General features: G+C 53.0%; 15 protein-coding genes. 1 reads left to right on the plus strand and 14 read right to left on the minus strand.

From position 1 onward, the window contains the following. Window positions 1–47: 47 nt before the first annotated feature. From RSJ68_11060 to RSJ68_11125, 14 genes are all read right to left on the minus strand, one after another. On the minus strand, window positions 48–2,087 hold the full coding sequence (locus tag RSJ68_11060; protein WNU96937.1) for a type IV secretory system conjugative DNA transfer family protein: 2,040 nt from the start codon (window positions 2,085–2,087) through the stop codon (window positions 48–50). A gap of 62 nt (window positions 2,088–2,149) precedes the next feature. Then, the gene (gene ssb, locus RSJ68_11065) at window positions 2,150–2,533 is read right to left on the minus strand and encodes a single-stranded DNA-binding protein (protein WNU96938.1); all 384 of its coding nucleotides are present in this window, start codon (window positions 2,531–2,533) and stop codon (window positions 2,150–2,152) included. 177 nt (window positions 2,534–2,710) lie between these two features. After that, window positions 2,711–3,808 carry an ATPase, T2SS/T4P/T4SS family gene (locus RSJ68_11070; GenBank protein ID WNU96939.1) on the minus strand — a complete coding sequence of 366 codons (1,098 nt, stop codon included), beginning with the start codon at window positions 3,806–3,808 and terminating at the stop codon, window positions 2,711–2,713. Between the two features lie 45 nt (window positions 3,809–3,853). Next, the gene (gene virB10 / locus RSJ68_11075; GenBank protein ID WNU96940.1) at window positions 3,854–5,176 is read right to left on the minus strand and encodes a type IV secretion system protein VirB10; all 1,323 of its coding nucleotides are present in this window, start codon (window positions 5,174–5,176) and stop codon (window positions 3,854–3,856) included. A 3-nt stretch (window positions 5,177–5,179) separates the two neighbouring features. Further along, window positions 5,180–6,007, minus strand: a complete 828-nt coding sequence (gene virB9 / locus RSJ68_11080; protein WNU96941.1) for a P-type conjugative transfer protein VirB9 — start codon at window positions 6,005–6,007, stop codon at window positions 5,180–5,182. Continuing rightward, window positions 6,004–6,750: a type IV secretion system protein gene (locus RSJ68_11085; GenBank protein WNU96942.1), complete on the minus strand. Its 747-nt coding sequence runs from the start codon at window positions 6,748–6,750 to the stop codon at window positions 6,004–6,006. Before RSJ68_11085 ends, virB9 begins: the two co-directional genes overlap by 4 nt. A 186-nt stretch (window positions 6,751–6,936) precedes the next feature. Beyond that, a complete protein-coding gene (locus RSJ68_11090; protein WNU96943.1) occupies window positions 6,937–7,410 on the minus strand; it encodes a hypothetical protein in 474 nt (157 codons plus the stop codon). Between the two features lie 11 nt (window positions 7,411–7,421). Then, the gene (locus tag RSJ68_11095; protein ID WNU96944.1) at window positions 7,422–7,862 is read right to left on the minus strand and encodes a hypothetical protein; all 441 of its coding nucleotides are present in this window, start codon (window positions 7,860–7,862) and stop codon (window positions 7,422–7,424) included. Window positions 7,863–7,883: 21 nt separating this feature from the next. Further along, entirely contained in the window at window positions 7,884–8,858 is a 975-nt protein-coding gene (locus RSJ68_11100) for a type IV secretion system protein (protein ID WNU96945.1), read from the minus strand. 70 nt (window positions 8,859–8,928) lie between these two features. Next, window positions 8,929–9,591: a type IV secretion system protein gene (locus tag RSJ68_11105; protein ID WNU96946.1), complete on the minus strand. Its 663-nt coding sequence runs from the start codon at window positions 9,589–9,591 to the stop codon at window positions 8,929–8,931. A gap of 91 nt (window positions 9,592–9,682) precedes the next feature. Beyond that, the gene (locus RSJ68_11110; protein ID WNU96947.1) at window positions 9,683–12,100 is read right to left on the minus strand and encodes a conjugal transfer protein; all 2,418 of its coding nucleotides are present in this window, start codon (window positions 12,098–12,100) and stop codon (window positions 9,683–9,685) included. After that, window positions 12,042–12,443, minus strand: coding sequence for a VirB3 family type IV secretion system protein (locus RSJ68_11115; protein ID WNU96948.1), 402 nt, complete (start codon window positions 12,441–12,443; stop codon window positions 12,042–12,044). Before RSJ68_11115 ends, RSJ68_11110 begins: the two co-directional genes overlap by 59 nt. A gap of 9 nt (window positions 12,444–12,452) precedes the next feature. Continuing rightward, a complete protein-coding gene (locus RSJ68_11120; protein WNU96949.1) occupies window positions 12,453–12,803 on the minus strand; it encodes a TrbC/VirB2 family protein in 351 nt (116 codons plus the stop codon). A gap of 70 nt (window positions 12,804–12,873) precedes the next feature. Beyond that, entirely contained in the window at window positions 12,874–13,491 is a 618-nt protein-coding gene (locus tag RSJ68_11125; protein WNU96950.1) for a lytic transglycosylase domain-containing protein, read from the minus strand. Between the two features lie 258 nt (window positions 13,492–13,749). Here RSJ68_11125 and mutS point away from each other — a divergent pair, with 258 nt between their 5' ends. Then, window positions 13,750–16,371 (plus strand): DNA mismatch repair protein MutS, encoded by a 2,622-nt coding sequence (mutS, locus tag RSJ68_11130; GenBank protein WNU96951.1) that lies wholly within the window; start codon window positions 13,750–13,752, stop codon window positions 16,369–16,371. Window positions 16,372–17,086: the final 715 nt, after the last annotated feature.

Genomic DNA, 17,086 nt, shown 5'->3' on the forward strand with positions numbered 1-17,086 from the left:
AAAAACAACGGCCGCCGCATGAAGCGGAGGCCGTCTGAAACGGAAAATCAGGCCGTCTGCGGCAGGTCGGTAGGATTGATGCCTGCGGTGTCCTGCAGGATTGCGGCAATCACGGGCAGGCTGCCTTCGCCCCAGTTCTGCGCCACCACCGGCACCAGTTCGGCCACATACTCCGGCGGACTGCCCGGCGGCACAATTGCGGCCAAAATCGAACGGGCGAAGTCTTCGGCGTTGGCACCGTCCTGCCAATGAAAGCCGTCCAACTCTTCGGGCGCGAGGTATTCGGCCTTGACTGCTGCCTGCGGTGCCGCCCGTTTGGGCGCGTCAAGCTGCAACACGGGCACTTCCGGCAGCGTCAGGTTGGCGCGTTTGGACAACACGGGGTCTTGCCAGTACACAATCTTTTGCGCGTATATCGGCCTGCTGCTGCCCAAGCTGATGATGCAGTCTTCTTTGGGCATCATTTTCAGCTCGTCGGGATTCATGACCGCGCGTTTCTGATCGCTCACGCTGTTGCTGCGGCTGCTGCTTTTGCCGTGCGAACGCGACGACGATTTGGCTTTGAAAGTCTGATAGCCCACAAGGCGGCTGTATTCCTCCGCATCCGACTGGTCGCGCGGCGGAAATACGATTTGGCAGCCGAAGTTGGTAAAAAACGTGCGCTGACCGGTTTTCTGATACAGCTTTTCCATCTGCGAGGGCGTTTGGAAAATCGGCAAAAGCCGCATGTTGTAACCGGCAAGGTACGACACGCCGTGTTCGATAGCGGGTACGACACCCAGCGCGGTAAATTCGTCCATCAGCATCAGGCACTGGTATTTCAAAATGCCCGGGTTGTTTTCCGGCAAACCCTGATAAACGTTGACGTTGGCCAACAGGCTGAAAAACAGGTTGGTCAGCCGCGCAAAAACGGCGGTTTCGGTAGGCAGCACGCCCAAATAAACCGTCATGCGCTTTTTGCGCACGTCGTCCAAACGGAAATCATCGCCGCCGGTGGCCGCTTCGACCACGGGATCGATGAAGATGCCCAAAGGCGCGGTTACGGTGGCCACAATATCCGCGCCCGTTTTGGCGTTGCCGTTGGCAAAGTCGGATAAAAGCGTGATGCAGTTGCCGCTCAATTTGACCGCCTGCGGCGAACGGGAGCGCAGCTCGATTTCGTCGCGTATCCATTCTGCCAGCGTTTTGCCGTTTGTCGGGGCGCACAGGCGGAACAGGTTGGCCATCGTGGTGCGGTTTTCCTGCAGGCTCAAATCCCGCTCCGGCTCTGTTTCAATCAGATACATCAACAAACCGGCAAACAGCTTGCGGGCGGCTTCGGCGAAAAACATCGCGCTGCCGCCCGCATTGACCGGATCGGGATACATGATGGCAGCCACGCCCAAAGCGTCTTTGTAGGTATAGGTCGGATTGCGGCGCACATAAGTGAGCGGATTCCAGCGGTGGCTGACCAGCGGCGCATTGGGATTGCGCTCGTGTTCGGGCATCCGTCCGCCTGGATTGAACAAAAACACCTCCTGCCCGTGTTTGGCACGAAAGCCCGCCGTGATTAAGAAGTTTTCCATTTTCGGGTCGTACACCACCACCGAATCCCGATAATGCAGTAGGTTGGGAATCACGATGCCCACACCCTTGCCCGAACGGGTCGGCGCGGCCAAATAGGCAAACTCTTTGCTGCTCCAGCGCAGAAACTGCCCGCCGTATTTGCCCACCAGCAAATCCGGCGCGTCTTCGGGCTGAAACTTCTCTTTGAGCAGGCCGGTTTTTTTAATCTCGCTGCGGTTGGCAAAGCGTGCCGAACCGTGCAGCTCGCGGCGCGGCTTGGCAAACACCGCTACCAGCGACAACACCGATACCGCCAGCGGAATCGCGGCCGCCAACGCCGTCGAAACCTGCAAAGGCAGCATCATGGCCGCAGGCAGCCGCGCCGAATGCGCCCAATAGGCAGGCAGCAGCATCACGGACGGCCCGGTTTTCAAACCCAGCCATTGCGTGTACACCACCGCGCCCAAATACATCCCGCCGCACGCGGCCGCCGCCGTCAGCACGCCGGTTACGCCGAACACGGCCAAATAATTCCGTTTCATGTATCGCCTCTCCAAAGACCGTTTGAACAAACAAAAAGGCCGTCTGAACGTTTCAGACGGCCTTACCGCATCATGTCGTGCACGCCGCCGGATACGGCTGCCTCCTGCGTTTCGCGCGTGCGGATAATCTGCACTTCCGAGGCGATAACTTCGGTAATGTGGCGTTCGATGCCGTCGCGGCCGGGATAGGAGCGCGTGCGGATTTTGCCGTACACCAAAATGGTGTCGCCCGATTTCATATAGCGGCACACCGTTTCGGCCAGCTTCTCGTAAAGCAATACCGGCACCCACTCGACGTGTTCTTTTTGCTCACCCGTGGACTTGTCCGTCCACTTTTCGGATACAGCCACTTGGATTTTAGTGGCCGCCTTGCCGTCGGGCAGATAACGCAGTTCGGGGTCTTTGCCCAAATTGCCCATGATTTCGATTTTGTTGACGTATGGCATGATAAACAATCCTTTATTCTTAAATGTGATTGTAAAATGAATGATAATAAATATGATGATTTGGACGCAGAAGATGCAGAAACTCAGTTTTGTTTGAATCGGTATCCATGTTTTTCCCTTTTTACGGTTAAAAGAAAGGCCGTCTGAACGTTCAGACGGCCTTTGGTGTTGCGCTGCCTATGCCCTGCCGCGCATGGCGTAGTATTTTTCAACAGGATCAAAATACAGCTCGGTCATGCGGGTTTTCTCGAAATAACAGACGATGTCGATGGTAGCGCGGACGGTGTTGAGGATGTAGGAGTGTTCCATCGAACGCCCCGCCGGAGATTCCATTGCCAATTGCGCAATACGGTAATGGACGCTGCGTGCATCGTTGGCGTGTACCGAAGTTAAGCCGCCCGGGTGGCCGGTATTGAGCGCAGACAGGTAGTCCCATGCTTCGTCGCCTCGCAGCTCGGTCAGGAAGATACGGTCAGGCTTCAAACGCATACAGGCCGCGACAATCATCTTGGCCGTGATATGTTCTTTGTAAAAAAGGTGGGCATGGTTGGGATGTTTGGGCAAAGACAGCTCGTGTGTGTCTTCAATCGTAATCAGCCGCTCTTGCGCCGGGATTAAGTCGGCCAATGCTTTGGTAAATGTGGTTTTGCCCGAACCCGTGCCGCCGACCATGCAGATATTGAGCCTGCGTTTGACAGCCTCCTGAAAAAACGCCGCCAAATCGCCGTTTGCTTTGTAATCGAGCATTTTGTACTGCCAGTCGGCCAGCTTCACATCGTGCGGCAGTTTCATTTTGTCGCATACGTCGCGGACGTAACGGCTGTCTGTTTCGATCTCCGCTGTCGTGCGCCGCTCAGGCACGCCGTAGGCGGAAACGTCGCTGAAATTTTGCAGACGGCCGGTATCGAGATAATCGCTCAAGCTGAAGCGGCTGGATGACGGTTTGCGGAAGGCAAAAACCATTGTGCCGTCTTCGCACGAGGGCGGCATCATGATATGCCCGCGCTCGCCGTCGGGCAGGGTTACGGAATGGATGGGATTTTTCACAGTCAGCGCTTTACCGTTGAAAACGCATAACACGTTGCCCAGTTGCTTAAGGTTGTCCAGCGTCAGGACTTCGCTTTCGTAACGGGTAAAGCCGCTGCTGTCTTCGGTAAACATTTCGCCGCTGCGGTTGATCAGCACTTCGGTAATGCCCGGCCGGTTGAGTTTTTCTGTAACGCCCAATTTGTCCAGCAAGTTGCGGGCGGTTACGTCGTTGTGAAATTCGCTCATGTATTCTGCCAAAACAATGCCGCCCCGTATCGGGGCGGCGTTTGGTTAATCGGTATGGACAAGTTCGTAAACATTGCTGAAATCCACGTCGCGGGCAACATACACCATAATCCGCTCGCCTTGGTTGACGTAGCCGGTAGGAGGAATGTTGATGCTGTTTTTCAGCACTTCGGTAGCAATATCCTGCGCCGCTTCGGTTGTTGATTCAAACGATACGTTGTTGGACGAACCTTTGTTGCTGCTGCGGCGGCCGTAGGCATTGATGGTGTCGTCCACCATGCTGATCATGACCGCGCCGCCGATGCGCTGCCAAAAATGGCTGTTGATTCTGGCCGGATGGCCGGAGCCGCCCAACGGATCTGCACCGAGGCTGTCGATGCTGACGCTTACGCCGTTGGGCGTTTCGATGGTTGTCCATGCAACAAAAACCCGCGCCTGTCCGTGCGTCAGGGCAGACTGCTGCTCGCCGTGGATGACAGACCCTTTTTCCACCAGCAATACTTTGCCGTTGGCCGAATATACGTCATTCATGACTTGGCATTTGGTAATGCCCGGATAGGTAGTAACAATACGCGTCATCAATGAGCAGGAAATGCCGGTTGTACGCCCCAACAGGAAATCCATATTGCCGCGCAATGCTGCGCTGCCCGGTGTGAATACCGACGCATTCAGACGGCCTGCCAAACCTTTTTGCTGGCTTTGGCCGCCTGCTCCGCCAAGAGAGCTGTCGCTGTCGGGAAAGGCTGTAGGATAAGGGGAAGCCTGCGTCAAGGCTGCGCTGCCGTCTGCTCCGCCCGCCGCCAGCCTGTCGGCCGTTCCTCCGTCTTTGTCAAACGTCAACGGGCTGGTCAGACGCAAATCAGGCGGCGGTTCGACCACAGCCGGAGCAGGTGCATTTTCGGGTGTTTCTTCCTGCGGCATTGTTTCGGGTTCTTTTTTCTCTTCAGGCTCGGATGCTGCCACTACTTCGGGCATCTCGTTGGCTTTCTCATCCAACACTTCGCGCTGGCTTCTGCCGAAGTCGTGTTTCTGCCCTCCCTCTGAGGCCGTCTGAAACTGCTCGGGCTTGGGTTCTTTCTTAAACCAGTCCTGTCCGTATCGGGCAACACCGGCAACCACCAAGCCGACGCCGAAAATCCCGACTACCAGCATACCGACTTTCTGCATGGTGGAGATTTTCCGCACGCTCAAATCTTGCGGAATGCCGCGTTCGGCCTCGCTGCCGGGTAAGGAGTCTTTCAGGTTCTGATGCGGCCGGAAGTCTTCGTTATGGCGTGTTTGCGCCGTCAGGCTGTTTTCAGACGGCTCAATCGAACCTTGGCTGCCGTCATCGTACTCGTCAGGTTGTTTGTTGGGATTCAGATTCATGGTTTACTTTCCTTTTTTCATACGCACGGCACCGGCAACGGTCGTACCCCGATAATTGAATTTGCCCTTGCTGTCGTAGCTGCGGTTTTCTACACCTAACACTTTTTTGCCCAAACGCAGGTAATAAAGCGCGGAAGTATCGTGAACGACCAGCGTGTCTTGCTCCATATGCGTATTGACGGTGGATTCCGTACCGTCGGGGGAAACTTTGAATACCGTCGGCATCTCACGGGCATCATCAAACTTGAGATAGGTAAAGCGGCCGTCGTCCCACATTCCCGACGGGGCAAGCGTCTTTTCTCCGTATGCCCAGTAGTTGTAGTTGGCACCGGACAAAGCCTGTCGGCCGTTGCTGTGCATTGCGGCCAACCGGCGTGCTTCCTGCCGTTTTTGTGCTTCGGCCTGTCGTAGGCGGGCGGCCTCTTCGGGATAGCGGAAACGCAGGATGTAGGTAGGCGGCTGCTTTCTGCCTGCCATACGCAAATCAAAAGCATAAGTGCGCTTGTTGGTGGAAATCAGCAGGTTGGTTTCAGGTGTTTCGGTTGTGGGCTTGAAAAAAATATTGTTGCCAGACGTTTTTAGCTTCCAAGCCCCCGTATTACCTGCCACGATGGCATTGTTTTCGCCTTCGACCCGCTCGTCTTGGGCAAGCTGCACCAGTACCGCACGGCCGATTTCGGCACGAATGACAACCACATTGTCAGGGTTGTAGTTTACATACTGGATGCGTTTATCGTAGGCCGCACCCTTGGGGATGGCAGCCGCGTGCGCCGAAAACGCAAAAAAACCGGCAGCAAGGCCGGTTAAAAGATAGGCTTTTTTCATGTTCATGACTGGACATTCTCCACTTCAACCTGATAGGAATCGACGATAAAGCCTACGGGATTGTAATCCCGCTCCTCTTCTTTTGTCGGCGGGTTGTCATAATGGTAGGCAATGGTGGCAATCTGATGCTCGGTAATAGGCTGGACACCCGAAGAGGGATTGACCGGCAGTTTGGTTTTACTGAAGCGAACTTGAGCTGTTTCTCCAACAAACGAAATGGACTTGATTTCAACCTTGACGCGGAAATCCTCTTTTAAGATTTTATCCGGGCCGACACCGTCCTGATACGGTTTGGAATATCTTGCCTGCTCCTGCGGCGAACTCATGGCAATAGTGGTATCGTAAGTGTCTTGGATGGTGTACCAATCGTAACCTTCACGGTTGACAACATACCTGCCCAACCAATGCTTGTTCAGCACTTTGTCGTTATCTACCGTCTGATGCTCCAGCGTGGTAATCACATTGGTTTTGCCGGTATTGGAATCCACCAGCAGGATATACGGCTCAACCCGAACAAGCGGCTGCATGGCCGCGACGGTAAAAACAGCGGCAACGGCAACCAAGGCGGCAGCACCGGTTACAGTCCAGGCGATTTTTTCCCGTTTTTTGACATTGTCGATTTCCGATTTCTCAAAATCGGCGGCTGCTTGGATAAATTCGTTGCCTTCCTTATAAGGGGACTTGGGTTTTTCTTCTTTGTGCGCAACAGCAGCCTGCTCAGCTGCTTTTTTTCTGCCGAATAGCTTCATATTTATCTGCCTGTCTGATAAGTCGTGTTAATCGGAAAAGCCTGACCGGAGGGCTTTTTGGGTGTGTGCGAGCAGGCCGTTGCCAATACGGCCGCCATCAGAATTAAAGCGGTGGTTTTCATTGCAAAGCTCCAAAACAAAAAACGCTCCCGGAAAAGGGAGCGTTTTAATGGGGAAAATAAAAAATCAGTATTTGCGGACAGTAACCTCAAATTTTGAGGTATCTACCCGCGCCTGTTTGGATAATTGGGATCTGCCGTCAATATGGATTTTGGTTTTTTCGTGCGGCGGGATACTGAGAACCTCCCCAATCAGCGGATGGGAATAAAAGCCGTCTTTATTATATATGGGCATTGAAATAACAAGGCTGATGGAGCGCGATGTCTTGTTATAGGCTTCGCCTGTCAGGAGAAACATTCTCTCCAAACCGGTTTCCGTCTTGGATAACTGCATATTGCGCAAAGCATATGTTGCAGTCTCTTTGTCGGGTAAACGTTGTCCGCCGGTCTGACCGCCAGTAGGAGTCCCCGACAGCGTGCTGTTGACGCTACCGAGCGCATCGTTGATCTGCGCCAAACCGCTGTTTAGTTCGGCGCAGCCCGTAAGCATGGAAAAAGCGGCAGCCGATACGGCAGCGGCTGTTTTAAATTTAAATAACATTGGTAATATCCTTATTTTGCTTTACCGAAAACATCGTCCATCCACTCAAAATCAACATGATGGTTGAGCATGGTAACAAGAAATGCAATGATTGCAGGAACAGCTTGAAAAGTGTAATGGAGAACAGTATGGGTAAATGGGGCAGACGGAGGGGGCAGATTGGGCATAAAGAAACCAACAAATTTCCAAGTTACATACGCCCAAATTCCGCTGAAAAATACCGCCATCCAAAAACGTGGTGCCCTGTATTCGGAACACCAAAGGAAAAATACAAAACTTGAAATGCCGACAACAAAAAACAGAAAAAAGCTGAGCAGGCTGTTTTCAGCTGCATTGGCTGCAAAAATAGCAGCTACAAACGGTACTATGGTCATTTCTGCCGATAACAGACCGCTGTTGCGCTCTATCATATTGGCCTGCAGAATGCCTTTTCTTACATCATTATGATCCATAATTAAACCTCCGTGGCTAAGTTATCTACCCGGTTTGATACCGTTTCCCCGCAACTTGTCTTTTAATGCATTGTATTTTTTTCCTGCATAACCCTTGGCTTTGTTTGCGCCATAACCGGCTTTGGACAATGACTGCCGCGCCATACTGTAAACAGTCCGCATTGCCCCCTGAAGCGCACTACCGCCGGTAAGTGCAGAAGAAATCTGCGGAGTCATCCAAATCAGCAAAACGAAAACAATCAGCGTAAACAGCAGCACGGTTCCCGTAGCAAGGGCAGCACCAATGTTGTCGACACCCACAAGGTCGATGAAGATGGAGGTAAACTTCAACATCATCGACCCAATGACAGCCAGTAAAACAACATTGAAAATATAGTTCAGGCATTGCCCGACCCAGTTCATTGCATACTGTCTTGTTGCCGGAAACATACCGAAACCGATAAACACCGGACCAATCATTAAAATCATTGCCAGTGAGACTTTAGCCAAAATGTAGTAGGCAAACATGACACCCAGTAAAATCATCATGGCTATCTTAAGCTGCCAAATGGCAATGATATAAGTCCAAATCGGTCCGACTTCATAGAAATCTAGTTTATTTTTTTGAAGCTCCAGCGTTTCCACCGCGACATTGGTGTCATCCATGACTTTATCCAATGCGCCACCGGCATAATCAGTATTACTCAGAGCTTTTGCCAAGTCATCAGGTAGGACATAAATTAAGTTGGCAAGTTCTGCATAATAAGAAGCGTTGAATGCCAAAGTAACCAAAAACGTCATGGTTATCATGCGTTTAAGAAAATCGACAAACATCTCGTCCAAGCCACCGCCCGACCAATACGAAACCATTATCATTAGCAGGTAGATACCGAACATGGTGGAAAAAACCGGAGCGACATTGGAAATCAGATTGCTTGCCGTATCAAACAGATTGCTGCCCATATTGTCGGTAATAAACTGCGTCATATCCACAAAAAATGTTGATTTTTCAGCCATAACTTTTCATTTCGTCAAAAGCCGCCACTTTGCCTGAGGCAAGGCGGCGGCTGTAGGTTGGCAAACGCTGTCAGATCGTACCGCAGGCTTTACGGTCGGCTTTGGATTTGGCCGTGATTTGGCAGGAAATGATATTTTGCTGCTGCGCGGCGCGGATTTTTTCCTCCTGTTTGGCCAGTCGGTCAGCCAAATCCAAGGCAACCTGACTGTTGGCAATCTGCCCCTGCGTAATAGCGATGCGGTTTTGCAGATCTGCGGCAGCCTTCGCATCTTGCGTAAGGTTGATTTGCCGCATCAGGTCATTCAACTCCTTAACGCGCGTTTGCGTATTTACAATAGCTTCATAGGCATGGTTGTAAGTATCAACCAGCGACTGTCTGTGTCCGTCTGTTTTATAGGCGGACTTGTCGGTCAGGGATTTGTAGTTTTTGTCTTTTATATCCCGGTAAATACCCTTCCATTCGTCAGGCACTTGGTTCAACAAATCGTTTTTAGCAATTTGCCCAAGATTGCGCGAGCCGGTCAGCGCCTTGACTTGCTCTTTGAGCTGCTTGATCTGATCAAGCTGGTTGTCAATCTGCTGTTTCATTTGGATACCCTGCTTAATGGCCTGCGCCACCGCAGCGCCGTCATACGTAAGGATGCCGCCCGCAACTGCCGGAACGGTTGTTCCCAATGCCAATACGGCGGAAAGTACCGCCGCAGCGGCGGATTGTCTGAATTTGGATTTCATGAATCGTCTCCTTGCAAAGATAAAATAAAGCCGCATTGCGGCCGGAAGCAAAAAAGGCCGTCTGAACGTTTCAGACGGCCTGTTGCCGGATTTAGACAGCCAGTAGGCTCTCGGCCTGTTTCTGCCTTGCATGCGCTTCCCGACGCATCTGCTGGAATACCGGCAGCCAGTCATCGGGTTTTTCGCTGCCGCATGATTTCATGGCTTCGTGCATGATATGCACGTTGGCGGAGTTGCCCGACAAAACAGCGATTTCCTCATCCATACCTTGCAGGTTGAGCTTGGCCAGCGAGCTGCCCATGTTTTGTTTAACCAAGAATGTGCGGCTTTTTTCGCCCAATCTCACCATTTCCCTAAACTCTTTTTCCGTCAGGCCGATGCGCGAGTAATTGCCTTCGTATTCGGCAGCCGGGTTGGGCAGCAGAATTTTGGTTACGGTCTGCTCTACTACCGTATCGAAGATAGGCGAATCGATGGCATCTTTTGGCGATTGCGTCGGCAAAACCAGTAGGCCGCCCAATTTACGGTCGGTTTTCAGGCCATCGAGAATAAAGCGGGCAGTCGTCGGATACGACGCAGGCAGCCAAAACTCCTCTACCACGGTAAACAACGCGCTTCTGGTTTTTGCCACTCGATCCAGCATGATGTTTTTCATGTAGAACAGGCAGGCAAGCAGCGGCTCGGTCGGCCGGTAGTTGGTTTTCAGGATGTCAGTCAAGTCAAAGCCGACGCGGAAAAACTCATCGGGATTGAACAGGTTTGACGGATTGTCGAAACACCAACCAAAACGGCCTTTGCCACACCAAATTTCCAAGCGTGTCAGCAGACTGTTTTCTTCAGAGCTGGGTGGGATGGAGTGCAGCAGCGCACCCATGCGGCGGTGTTGGAAATCCAAATTCATAACGGTATCCACCGCCATCTGAATCTGTTTTGTCTCTTCCGCCGTATTTTCCTTATGCCCCTGACGCACGCATGAACCTACCAAGTCATACAGGAAATCGCGTAGTCTCGGCGAATCAGGCCACTGGAACGGATTTAACCCTGTCGGAACACCCGCATCAAGCGCAAAGTATGTGCCGCCGATAGCGCGGATAAAAATTTCCAGTCCCTTGTCTTTGTCCATCGCAAAAATAAAAGGGTTGAACCGCTCGGCAAAGCTCAACAACGCCGCTACTGTAACGGTTTTACCCGTGCCGGTTTTACCCAAAATCAGCGTATGCCCGGCAGGATACTCTCCATTGACAACAATTTCTTTAGGGTCGGTGTAATGGAAGTTAAAGTCATACAGCGTGCCGCCGTCGGTCTTCAGCGGCATTACGGCAGAGCCGTCTCCCAACGGATTGCCCCTGCTTTTGCCGTGTGCATAATTGAACATAGGAAATGATGCGGCCAAATTGGTTGTCGCCTTGGGAAACGGGCGCGGCTTGACCGAAGCGGCCGGAAACTGGCTGAAAAAAGTAAACTCCGCCGATAAAGAGGCGCGGACAAAACGAAAACCGCCCGTATTGAGAAAACGGGCGGAAACGGTTTGGCCGTTTGAATAAGCCTCTTTCGGCGTATCGCCAAACACGACCAAAGCACCATGATAGTCGCCAAACATCAATTCCTCGGATGCCATATGTCCTTTGGCCTCAGTCAGCTCGTCATGCTGAAAAGTTGCCTGATCGTCAACCGACTCAAGTTTGTTGAGCTGGTCGTCGATTTTTTTCATCATCGTCGCTTGGCGGATGTAGGTAAAACTTTGGGTAAACACAAACTCGCAAGGCAGCGAAAGCGTATCTGTCAGCATCTTGGGTTTGGTTTGTCCAAACTCTTTCAAGTCATATAGCGTGGCATAGCGGGTTTTGTCCGAACTGCGCATTTCCAGCAGCTCCGCGCCGAAATGCAGGTTGGCTGACGGAATCGTGCGGTAGGCATTTGCCGTACCCAAGGGAATAGGCTCGTAAGTGCCGTTGCACAGCATCCCGATGAACTCGTAAAACTCGGAAAACAAAATACCTTTACTGTTTTTGTACACCTTTAAAACATACGGATCGTATTCCTCCAAGTGTTCGCGCAGCTTCGCAATCAGTTCTTCCGCTTCCGCTACCGCATCATCGATGTCTTCATACTTGAGAACACAGGTAATGTAGTAGATATTTTCAAAATACCTGTCCTGCCGGATTTTTTCCATATAACGCTCATAAAACGTCTGCGTAAACAGGGTATTGAAGCTGTATTCCCGATTCAAATCGATACGCTTGCGATGGTGTGTCAACCAGAGCGCGAGGCGGCTGCCTTTTTCTTTGCCGACAGCTGCCAAAGTCTGATTCAGATTGAGATACTGCAACACAATATTGCGGTCGTTGACACCTTCAAAATGCCTCCCTTCGAGGCGAAAGGTAAACGCGACGCGGTTGTTTTCCAGCAATACCACATTTTCGCTGATATGCTGCTTATAACGAGGAAGGCTATCTTCCTGACCGCGTTGCCGCTTTAGAATCTTGCTCAAAAAATCGTTTGTAATCATCTCGTTGTCTTCCGTATTTGCTGCCTAAAACCGTATTGGTCTTGCCAAACAGCCGGTAATTGCGGCGGCGCAATACACTTAAAGTTGAAAGGCCGATAATGCGTAAAGCCTTGTCGTCCTGTTGTGTCTGCGTATAGATAAAAGCCAAAACCGGCAGCGGAAACAGCAGCAGTAGAAAAGCCTTGGCCTGAAAGAAAGGCAACAGCATCATGGTTATCAACAGCGGCAGTCCGACAGACATAACCACCGGCACCATCGGCATCCCCAAAAATGTTGCCTCACGTTCCAAAGCCTTGTATGACGGCAGATCGGTATCGACGTCAATAAAGTCGTTATTTCCCATAACCCCGCCTCAAGAGCCGTAAAGCGACCACAGATAAGTAACTAATGTCGGGACAGCAGCTACCACAATTACTTTTAAACAAGCCTCTCCAAAATCACTCCAACTGCCTTTGTTTGACCAAATTCTTACCCCCGCAAACAACAGATAAAGGGTGGCACAGGTGCCGATAAAGATGTAAATGTTCTTACTCCAGTCTTTGCCCTCGGAGTTGAGCTTGGACAAACCGCCGCCACCTGCCGCGTACGCATCCACCGCAAACAAGAGCGCGAACGCTGCCAGCGGCAGCAGATATGCCCACTTACCGACCGAAGCCGGTTTTCCTGCAATATGGCCGGTTTGCTGTTGTTGAATTTCATTCATTTTGATTCCTTCATACAAAAAAAGCCGCGCAAAGGCGGCGGACAAAAAAACCGGCATGACACCGGCACTATTAAAACTCTTGGAAAATATCCCATTCTGCATACTGCTTCTGACGCTGGGCATACACGGCCGTCTGAACGGCAGGCTGCACCGAAGCCGGTACGGGCTTGGGCTTGTAAGCCGCTTTCATTAAAGTGCCGCTGTCCGTATGGGTATAGGCAGGATTACCGCTCAACTTCGCATAGCGGTATTTCACGTTTTTCACATACGCCCGCGTCTCCGCATACGGTGGAATCCCGCTGTATTTCTGCACCGCGCCCGGGCCTGCGTTGTAACCGGCCAAAATCAGGTCAATATTTCCCCTGAACATTTGGCTCAAATACCGCAGATAGCGCGTTCCCGCGATGATGTTCTGTTCGGGGTCGTACAGCATTTTGGGCGATACCCCCATCTTGGCCGCCGTCGGCGGGATAACCTGCATCAGCCCCCGCGCATCTTTGTGCGACAAAGCAGTAGGCTTGCCCGCGCTCTCACGCCCGATGACCGCCCATACCAAATTTTTATCCAACCCCTGCGCCGCTGCGTGTTTCTCAACCAACGCCGCGTATTGCGGAAAGGTCAACTGCTCCGCGTGCGCCGAAAACGCAAAAAAACCGGCAGCAAGGCCGGTTAATAAAGTTCTTTTCATTCACTCTCCTTTTGCCCAAAAAAAGCAATACTTAACCCTCCCGACAATTGGGATGCTTAAGTATTGCTTCTAAAAATATGCATTTAAGCGCCAAACTTGTGTCAAAACTGTGCCTGAATGTCTTTTGTATTGACTGTATCAGACTGTGTATGCAGACATCACTTATTTTAAAATCAAATGGTTATATTAATACCGTCTATTAGGGTTTCAGACGACCTTTTGCTACAATAAGGCTTTTCCGTTTTGCAAGGCATTCCCATGAGCAAATCCGCCGTTTCCCCGATGATGCAGCAGTATCTCGCCATCAAATCGCAGCACGCCGACAAGCTGGTGTTTTACCGCATGGGCGATTTTTACGAGCTGTTTTTGGATGACGCGGTGGAAGCGGCGAAGCTGTTGGACATCACCCTGACTACGCGCGGGCAGATGGCGGGCGTGCCGATTAAGATGGCGGGCGTGCCGTTTCACGCGGCGGAGCAGTATCTGGCGCGGCTGGTGAAGATGGGCAAAAGCGTGGCGGTGTGCGAGCAGGTGGGCGAAGTCGGCGCGGGCAAAGGGCCGGTGGAGCGCAAAGTCGTGCGCATCGTTACGCCCGGCACGCTGACCGACGCGGCGTTTTTGGAAGACAAGGAAACCAACCGCATCGCGGCGGTGAACGCGGATAAAAAACACATCGCCATCGCGTGGGCATCTTTGCAAAGCGGCGAATTCAAAACCAAGCTGACGACGGCGGACAAACTCGCCGACGAGCTGGCGCGTTTGCAGGCGGCGGAAATCCTGTTGCCCGAAGGCAAAAGCCTGCCTAATGGTTTTCAGACGACCTCCGCCAACATCACGCGCCTGAATTCGTGGCAGTTTGCCGCCGACGCGGGCGCGAAATTGCTGACCGAATACTTCGGCTGCCAAGACCTGCACGGCTTCGGTTTGGACGGCAAGGAACACGAAGCCGCCGTCGGTGCGGCGGGCGCGCTGTTGAACTACATCCGCCTGACGCAAAACCTGATGCCGCAACACCTCGACGGCATTTCGCTCGAAACCGACAGCCAATATATCGGTATGGACGCCGCCACGCGCCGCAATCTCGAAATCACGCAAACCCTCTCCGGCAAAAAATCGCCGACCCTGTTTTCCATACTCGACGGCTGCGCCACCCACATGGGCAGCCGCCTCTTGGCACTCTGGCTGCACCACCCCTTACGCAGCCGCGCCCACATCCGCGCCCGCCAAGAAGCCGTTGCCGCACTGGGTTCGCAATACGAAACCCTGCAAGGCCGTCTGAAAAACATCGCGGACATCGAACGCATCGCCGCCCGCATCGCCGTCGGCAACGCCCGCCCGCGCGATCTCGCCGCCCTGCGCGACAGCCTGTTTGCCCTGTCCGAAATCGAACTGTCCGCCGAGGGCAGCAGCCTTTTGGAAACCCTCAAAGCCGTTTTCCCCGAAACCCTGCCCGTCGCCGAAACCCTCAAAGCCGCCGTGATGCCCGAACCCGCCGTCTGGCTCAAAGACGGCGGCGTCATCAACCAAGGCTATTCCACAGAACTCGACGAGTTGCGCCACATCCAAAACCACGGCGATGAATTCCTGCTCGACCTCGAAGCGCGCGAACGCGAACGCACCGGCCTCTCCACCCTCAAAGTCGAGTTCAACCGCGTCCACGGTTTCTACATCGAGCTATCCAAAGTCCAGGCCGAACAAGCCCCCGCCGACTACAAACGCCGCCAGACCCTGAAAAACGCCGAACGCTTCATCACCCCCGAACTCAAAACCTTCGAAGACAAAGTCCTGACCGCGCAAGAGCAGGCATTGGCATTGGAAAAACGCCTGTTTGAAGCCCTCCTCAAAGACATTCAGACGACCCTTCCCCAGCTTCAAAAAGCCGCCAAAGCCGCCGCCGCCCTCGACGTACTCTCCACCTTCGCCGCTACCGCCGCCGAACGCGGCTTCGTCTGCCCAGAGTTCGCCGACTACCCCGTCATCCATATCGAAAACGGCCGCCATCCCGTCGTCGAGCAACAAGTGCGCCACTTCACCGCCAACCACACCCGCCTCGACCACAAACACCGCCTCATGCTCCTGACCGGCCCCAACATGGGCGGCAAATCCACCTACATGCGCCAAGTCGCCCACATCGTCCTTATGGCGCACACCGGCAGCTTCGTCCCCGCCGACGCCGCCCAAATCGGACCCATCGACCAAATCTTCACCCGCATCGGCGCTTCCGACGACCTTGCCTCTAACCGCTCCACCTTCATGGTCGAAATGAGCGAAACCGCCTACATCCTCCACCACGCCACCGACCAATCCCTCGTCCTCATGGACGAAGTCGGACGCGGCACCTCCACCTTCGACGGCCTCGCCCTCGCACACGCCATCGCCGAACACCTGCTGCAAAAAAACAAATCCTTCAGCCTCTTCGCCACCCACTATTTCGAGCTGACCAAACTGCCCGAAGCCCACGCAACGGCGGTCAACATGCACCTCTCCGCACTCGAACAGGGACAAGACATCGTCTTCCTCCACCACATCGAACCCGGCCCCGCCAGCAAAAGCTACGGCATCGCCGTCGCCAAACTCGCCGGCCTGCCCAACCGCGCCCTCAAAGCCGCTCAAAAACATCTGGACGAACTCGAAGCCCAAGCCGCCGCCGTCCGCCCGCAGTTGGACATCTTCAGCACCCTGTCGTCTGAAAACGAATACAGCGGGTTTAGTCCAGACGAAACGGCGGATATAGAATCCCAAACCGCCGCAAGCCAAGAAAACCCCGTCCACCACGCACTCGCCGAAGCCCTAAACCAAATCCGCCCCGACGACCTCACCCCACGCGAAGCCTTGGATGCTTTGTATCGTTTGAAGCAGATTGCCGAAGGCGGGGAATAAACGCGTTGGTTCATTGAAAAAGGTCGTCTGAAAATTTTCAGACGACCTTTTTAGTAGCGTGGGCTTTGCACGCGAAATATAGTGGATTAACTTTAACCGGTACGGCGTTGCCTCGCCTCAGCTCAAAGAGAACGATTCTCTAAGGTGCTGAAGCACCAAGTGAATCGGTTCCGTACTATCTGTACTGTCTGCGGCTTCGCCGCCTTGTCCTGATTTAAATTTAATCCACTATAAATAACAGACACAGTTCCCGATTCAGACAACCTGCTCCCTCTCCCATCCGGCGGGAGAGGGCTGGGGAGAGGGTGGCTTTATGGGCTACACGAAGCCGATTTTGCCTAAACCCACAAAACCACCCCCATCCTAACCTTCCCCCGCCTGACGGGGGAAGGAACAGGTTACCGTTGCAGCCACCCGTAGCGTGGGTTTTATCCACGAGATAAATAACAGACACGGTTTCCGGATTCGGGTTGTCAGATAGTGGATTTCGAGGGCAAAGCCCACGCTACGGGTTCAGTTATCCCAAACCAGTTTTGATTGAATAAACGAGGTCGTCTGAAAACGAGCATGAACAAGTTTTTCTAAACTAAAATCTCAAAATTTTCAGACGACCTTAATTTTAACCTGCAGCCTGCCCCCTCGCCCGTCTGGCGGGAGAGGGCTGGGCAGCGGGTGGATCTTACGGCTACACAAATCCGATTTTACCTAAACCCAC

The sequence above is a fragment of the Neisseria sp. DTU_2020_1000833_1_SI_GRL_NUU_006 genome, assembly GCA_032388755.1.
Taxonomy (GTDB): domain Bacteria; phylum Pseudomonadota; class Gammaproteobacteria; order Burkholderiales; family Neisseriaceae; genus Neisseria; species Neisseria sicca_C.

What these genes read in the sequence shown, in the direction of transcription:
- RSJ68_11060 (WNU96937.1), bottom strand. Translation starts at nt 2,087, where the DNA reads ATGAAACGGAATTATTTGGCCGTGTTCGGCGTAACCGGCGTGCTGACG.
- ssb (WNU96938.1), bottom strand. Translation starts at nt 2,533, where the DNA reads ATGCCATACGTCAACAAAATCGAAATCATGGGCAATTTGGGCAAAGAC.
- RSJ68_11070 (WNU96939.1), bottom strand. Translation starts at nt 3,808, where the DNA reads ATGAGCGAATTTCACAACGACGTAACCGCCCGCAACTTGCTGGACAAA.
- virB10 (WNU96940.1), bottom strand. Translation starts at nt 5,176, where the DNA reads ATGAATCTGAATCCCAACAAACAACCTGACGAGTACGATGACGGCAGC.
- virB9 (WNU96941.1), bottom strand. Translation starts at nt 6,007, where the DNA reads ATGAACATGAAAAAAGCCTATCTTTTAACCGGCCTTGCTGCCGGTTTT.
- RSJ68_11085 (WNU96942.1), bottom strand. Translation starts at nt 6,750, where the DNA reads ATGAAGCTATTCGGCAGAAAAAAAGCAGCTGAGCAGGCTGCTGTTGCG.
- RSJ68_11090 (WNU96943.1), bottom strand. Translation starts at nt 7,410, where the DNA reads ATGTTATTTAAATTTAAAACAGCCGCTGCCGTATCGGCTGCCGCTTTT.
- RSJ68_11095 (WNU96944.1), bottom strand. Translation starts at nt 7,862, where the DNA reads ATGGATCATAATGATGTAAGAAAAGGCATTCTGCAGGCCAATATGATA.
- RSJ68_11100 (WNU96945.1), bottom strand. Translation starts at nt 8,858, where the DNA reads ATGGCTGAAAAATCAACATTTTTTGTGGATATGACGCAGTTTATTACC.
- RSJ68_11105 (WNU96946.1), bottom strand. Translation starts at nt 9,591, where the DNA reads ATGAAATCCAAATTCAGACAATCCGCCGCTGCGGCGGTACTTTCCGCC.
- RSJ68_11110 (WNU96947.1), bottom strand. Translation starts at nt 12,100, where the DNA reads ATGATTACAAACGATTTTTTGAGCAAGATTCTAAAGCGGCAACGCGGT.
- RSJ68_11115 (WNU96948.1), bottom strand. Translation starts at nt 12,443, where the DNA reads ATGGGAAATAACGACTTTATTGACGTCGATACCGATCTGCCGTCATAC.
- RSJ68_11120 (WNU96949.1), bottom strand. Translation starts at nt 12,803, where the DNA reads ATGAATGAAATTCAACAACAGCAAACCGGCCATATTGCAGGAAAACCG.
- RSJ68_11125 (WNU96950.1), bottom strand. Translation starts at nt 13,491, where the DNA reads ATGAAAAGAACTTTATTAACCGGCCTTGCTGCCGGTTTTTTTGCGTTT.
- mutS (WNU96951.1), top strand. Translation starts at nt 13,750, where the DNA reads ATGAGCAAATCCGCCGTTTCCCCGATGATGCAGCAGTATCTCGCCATC.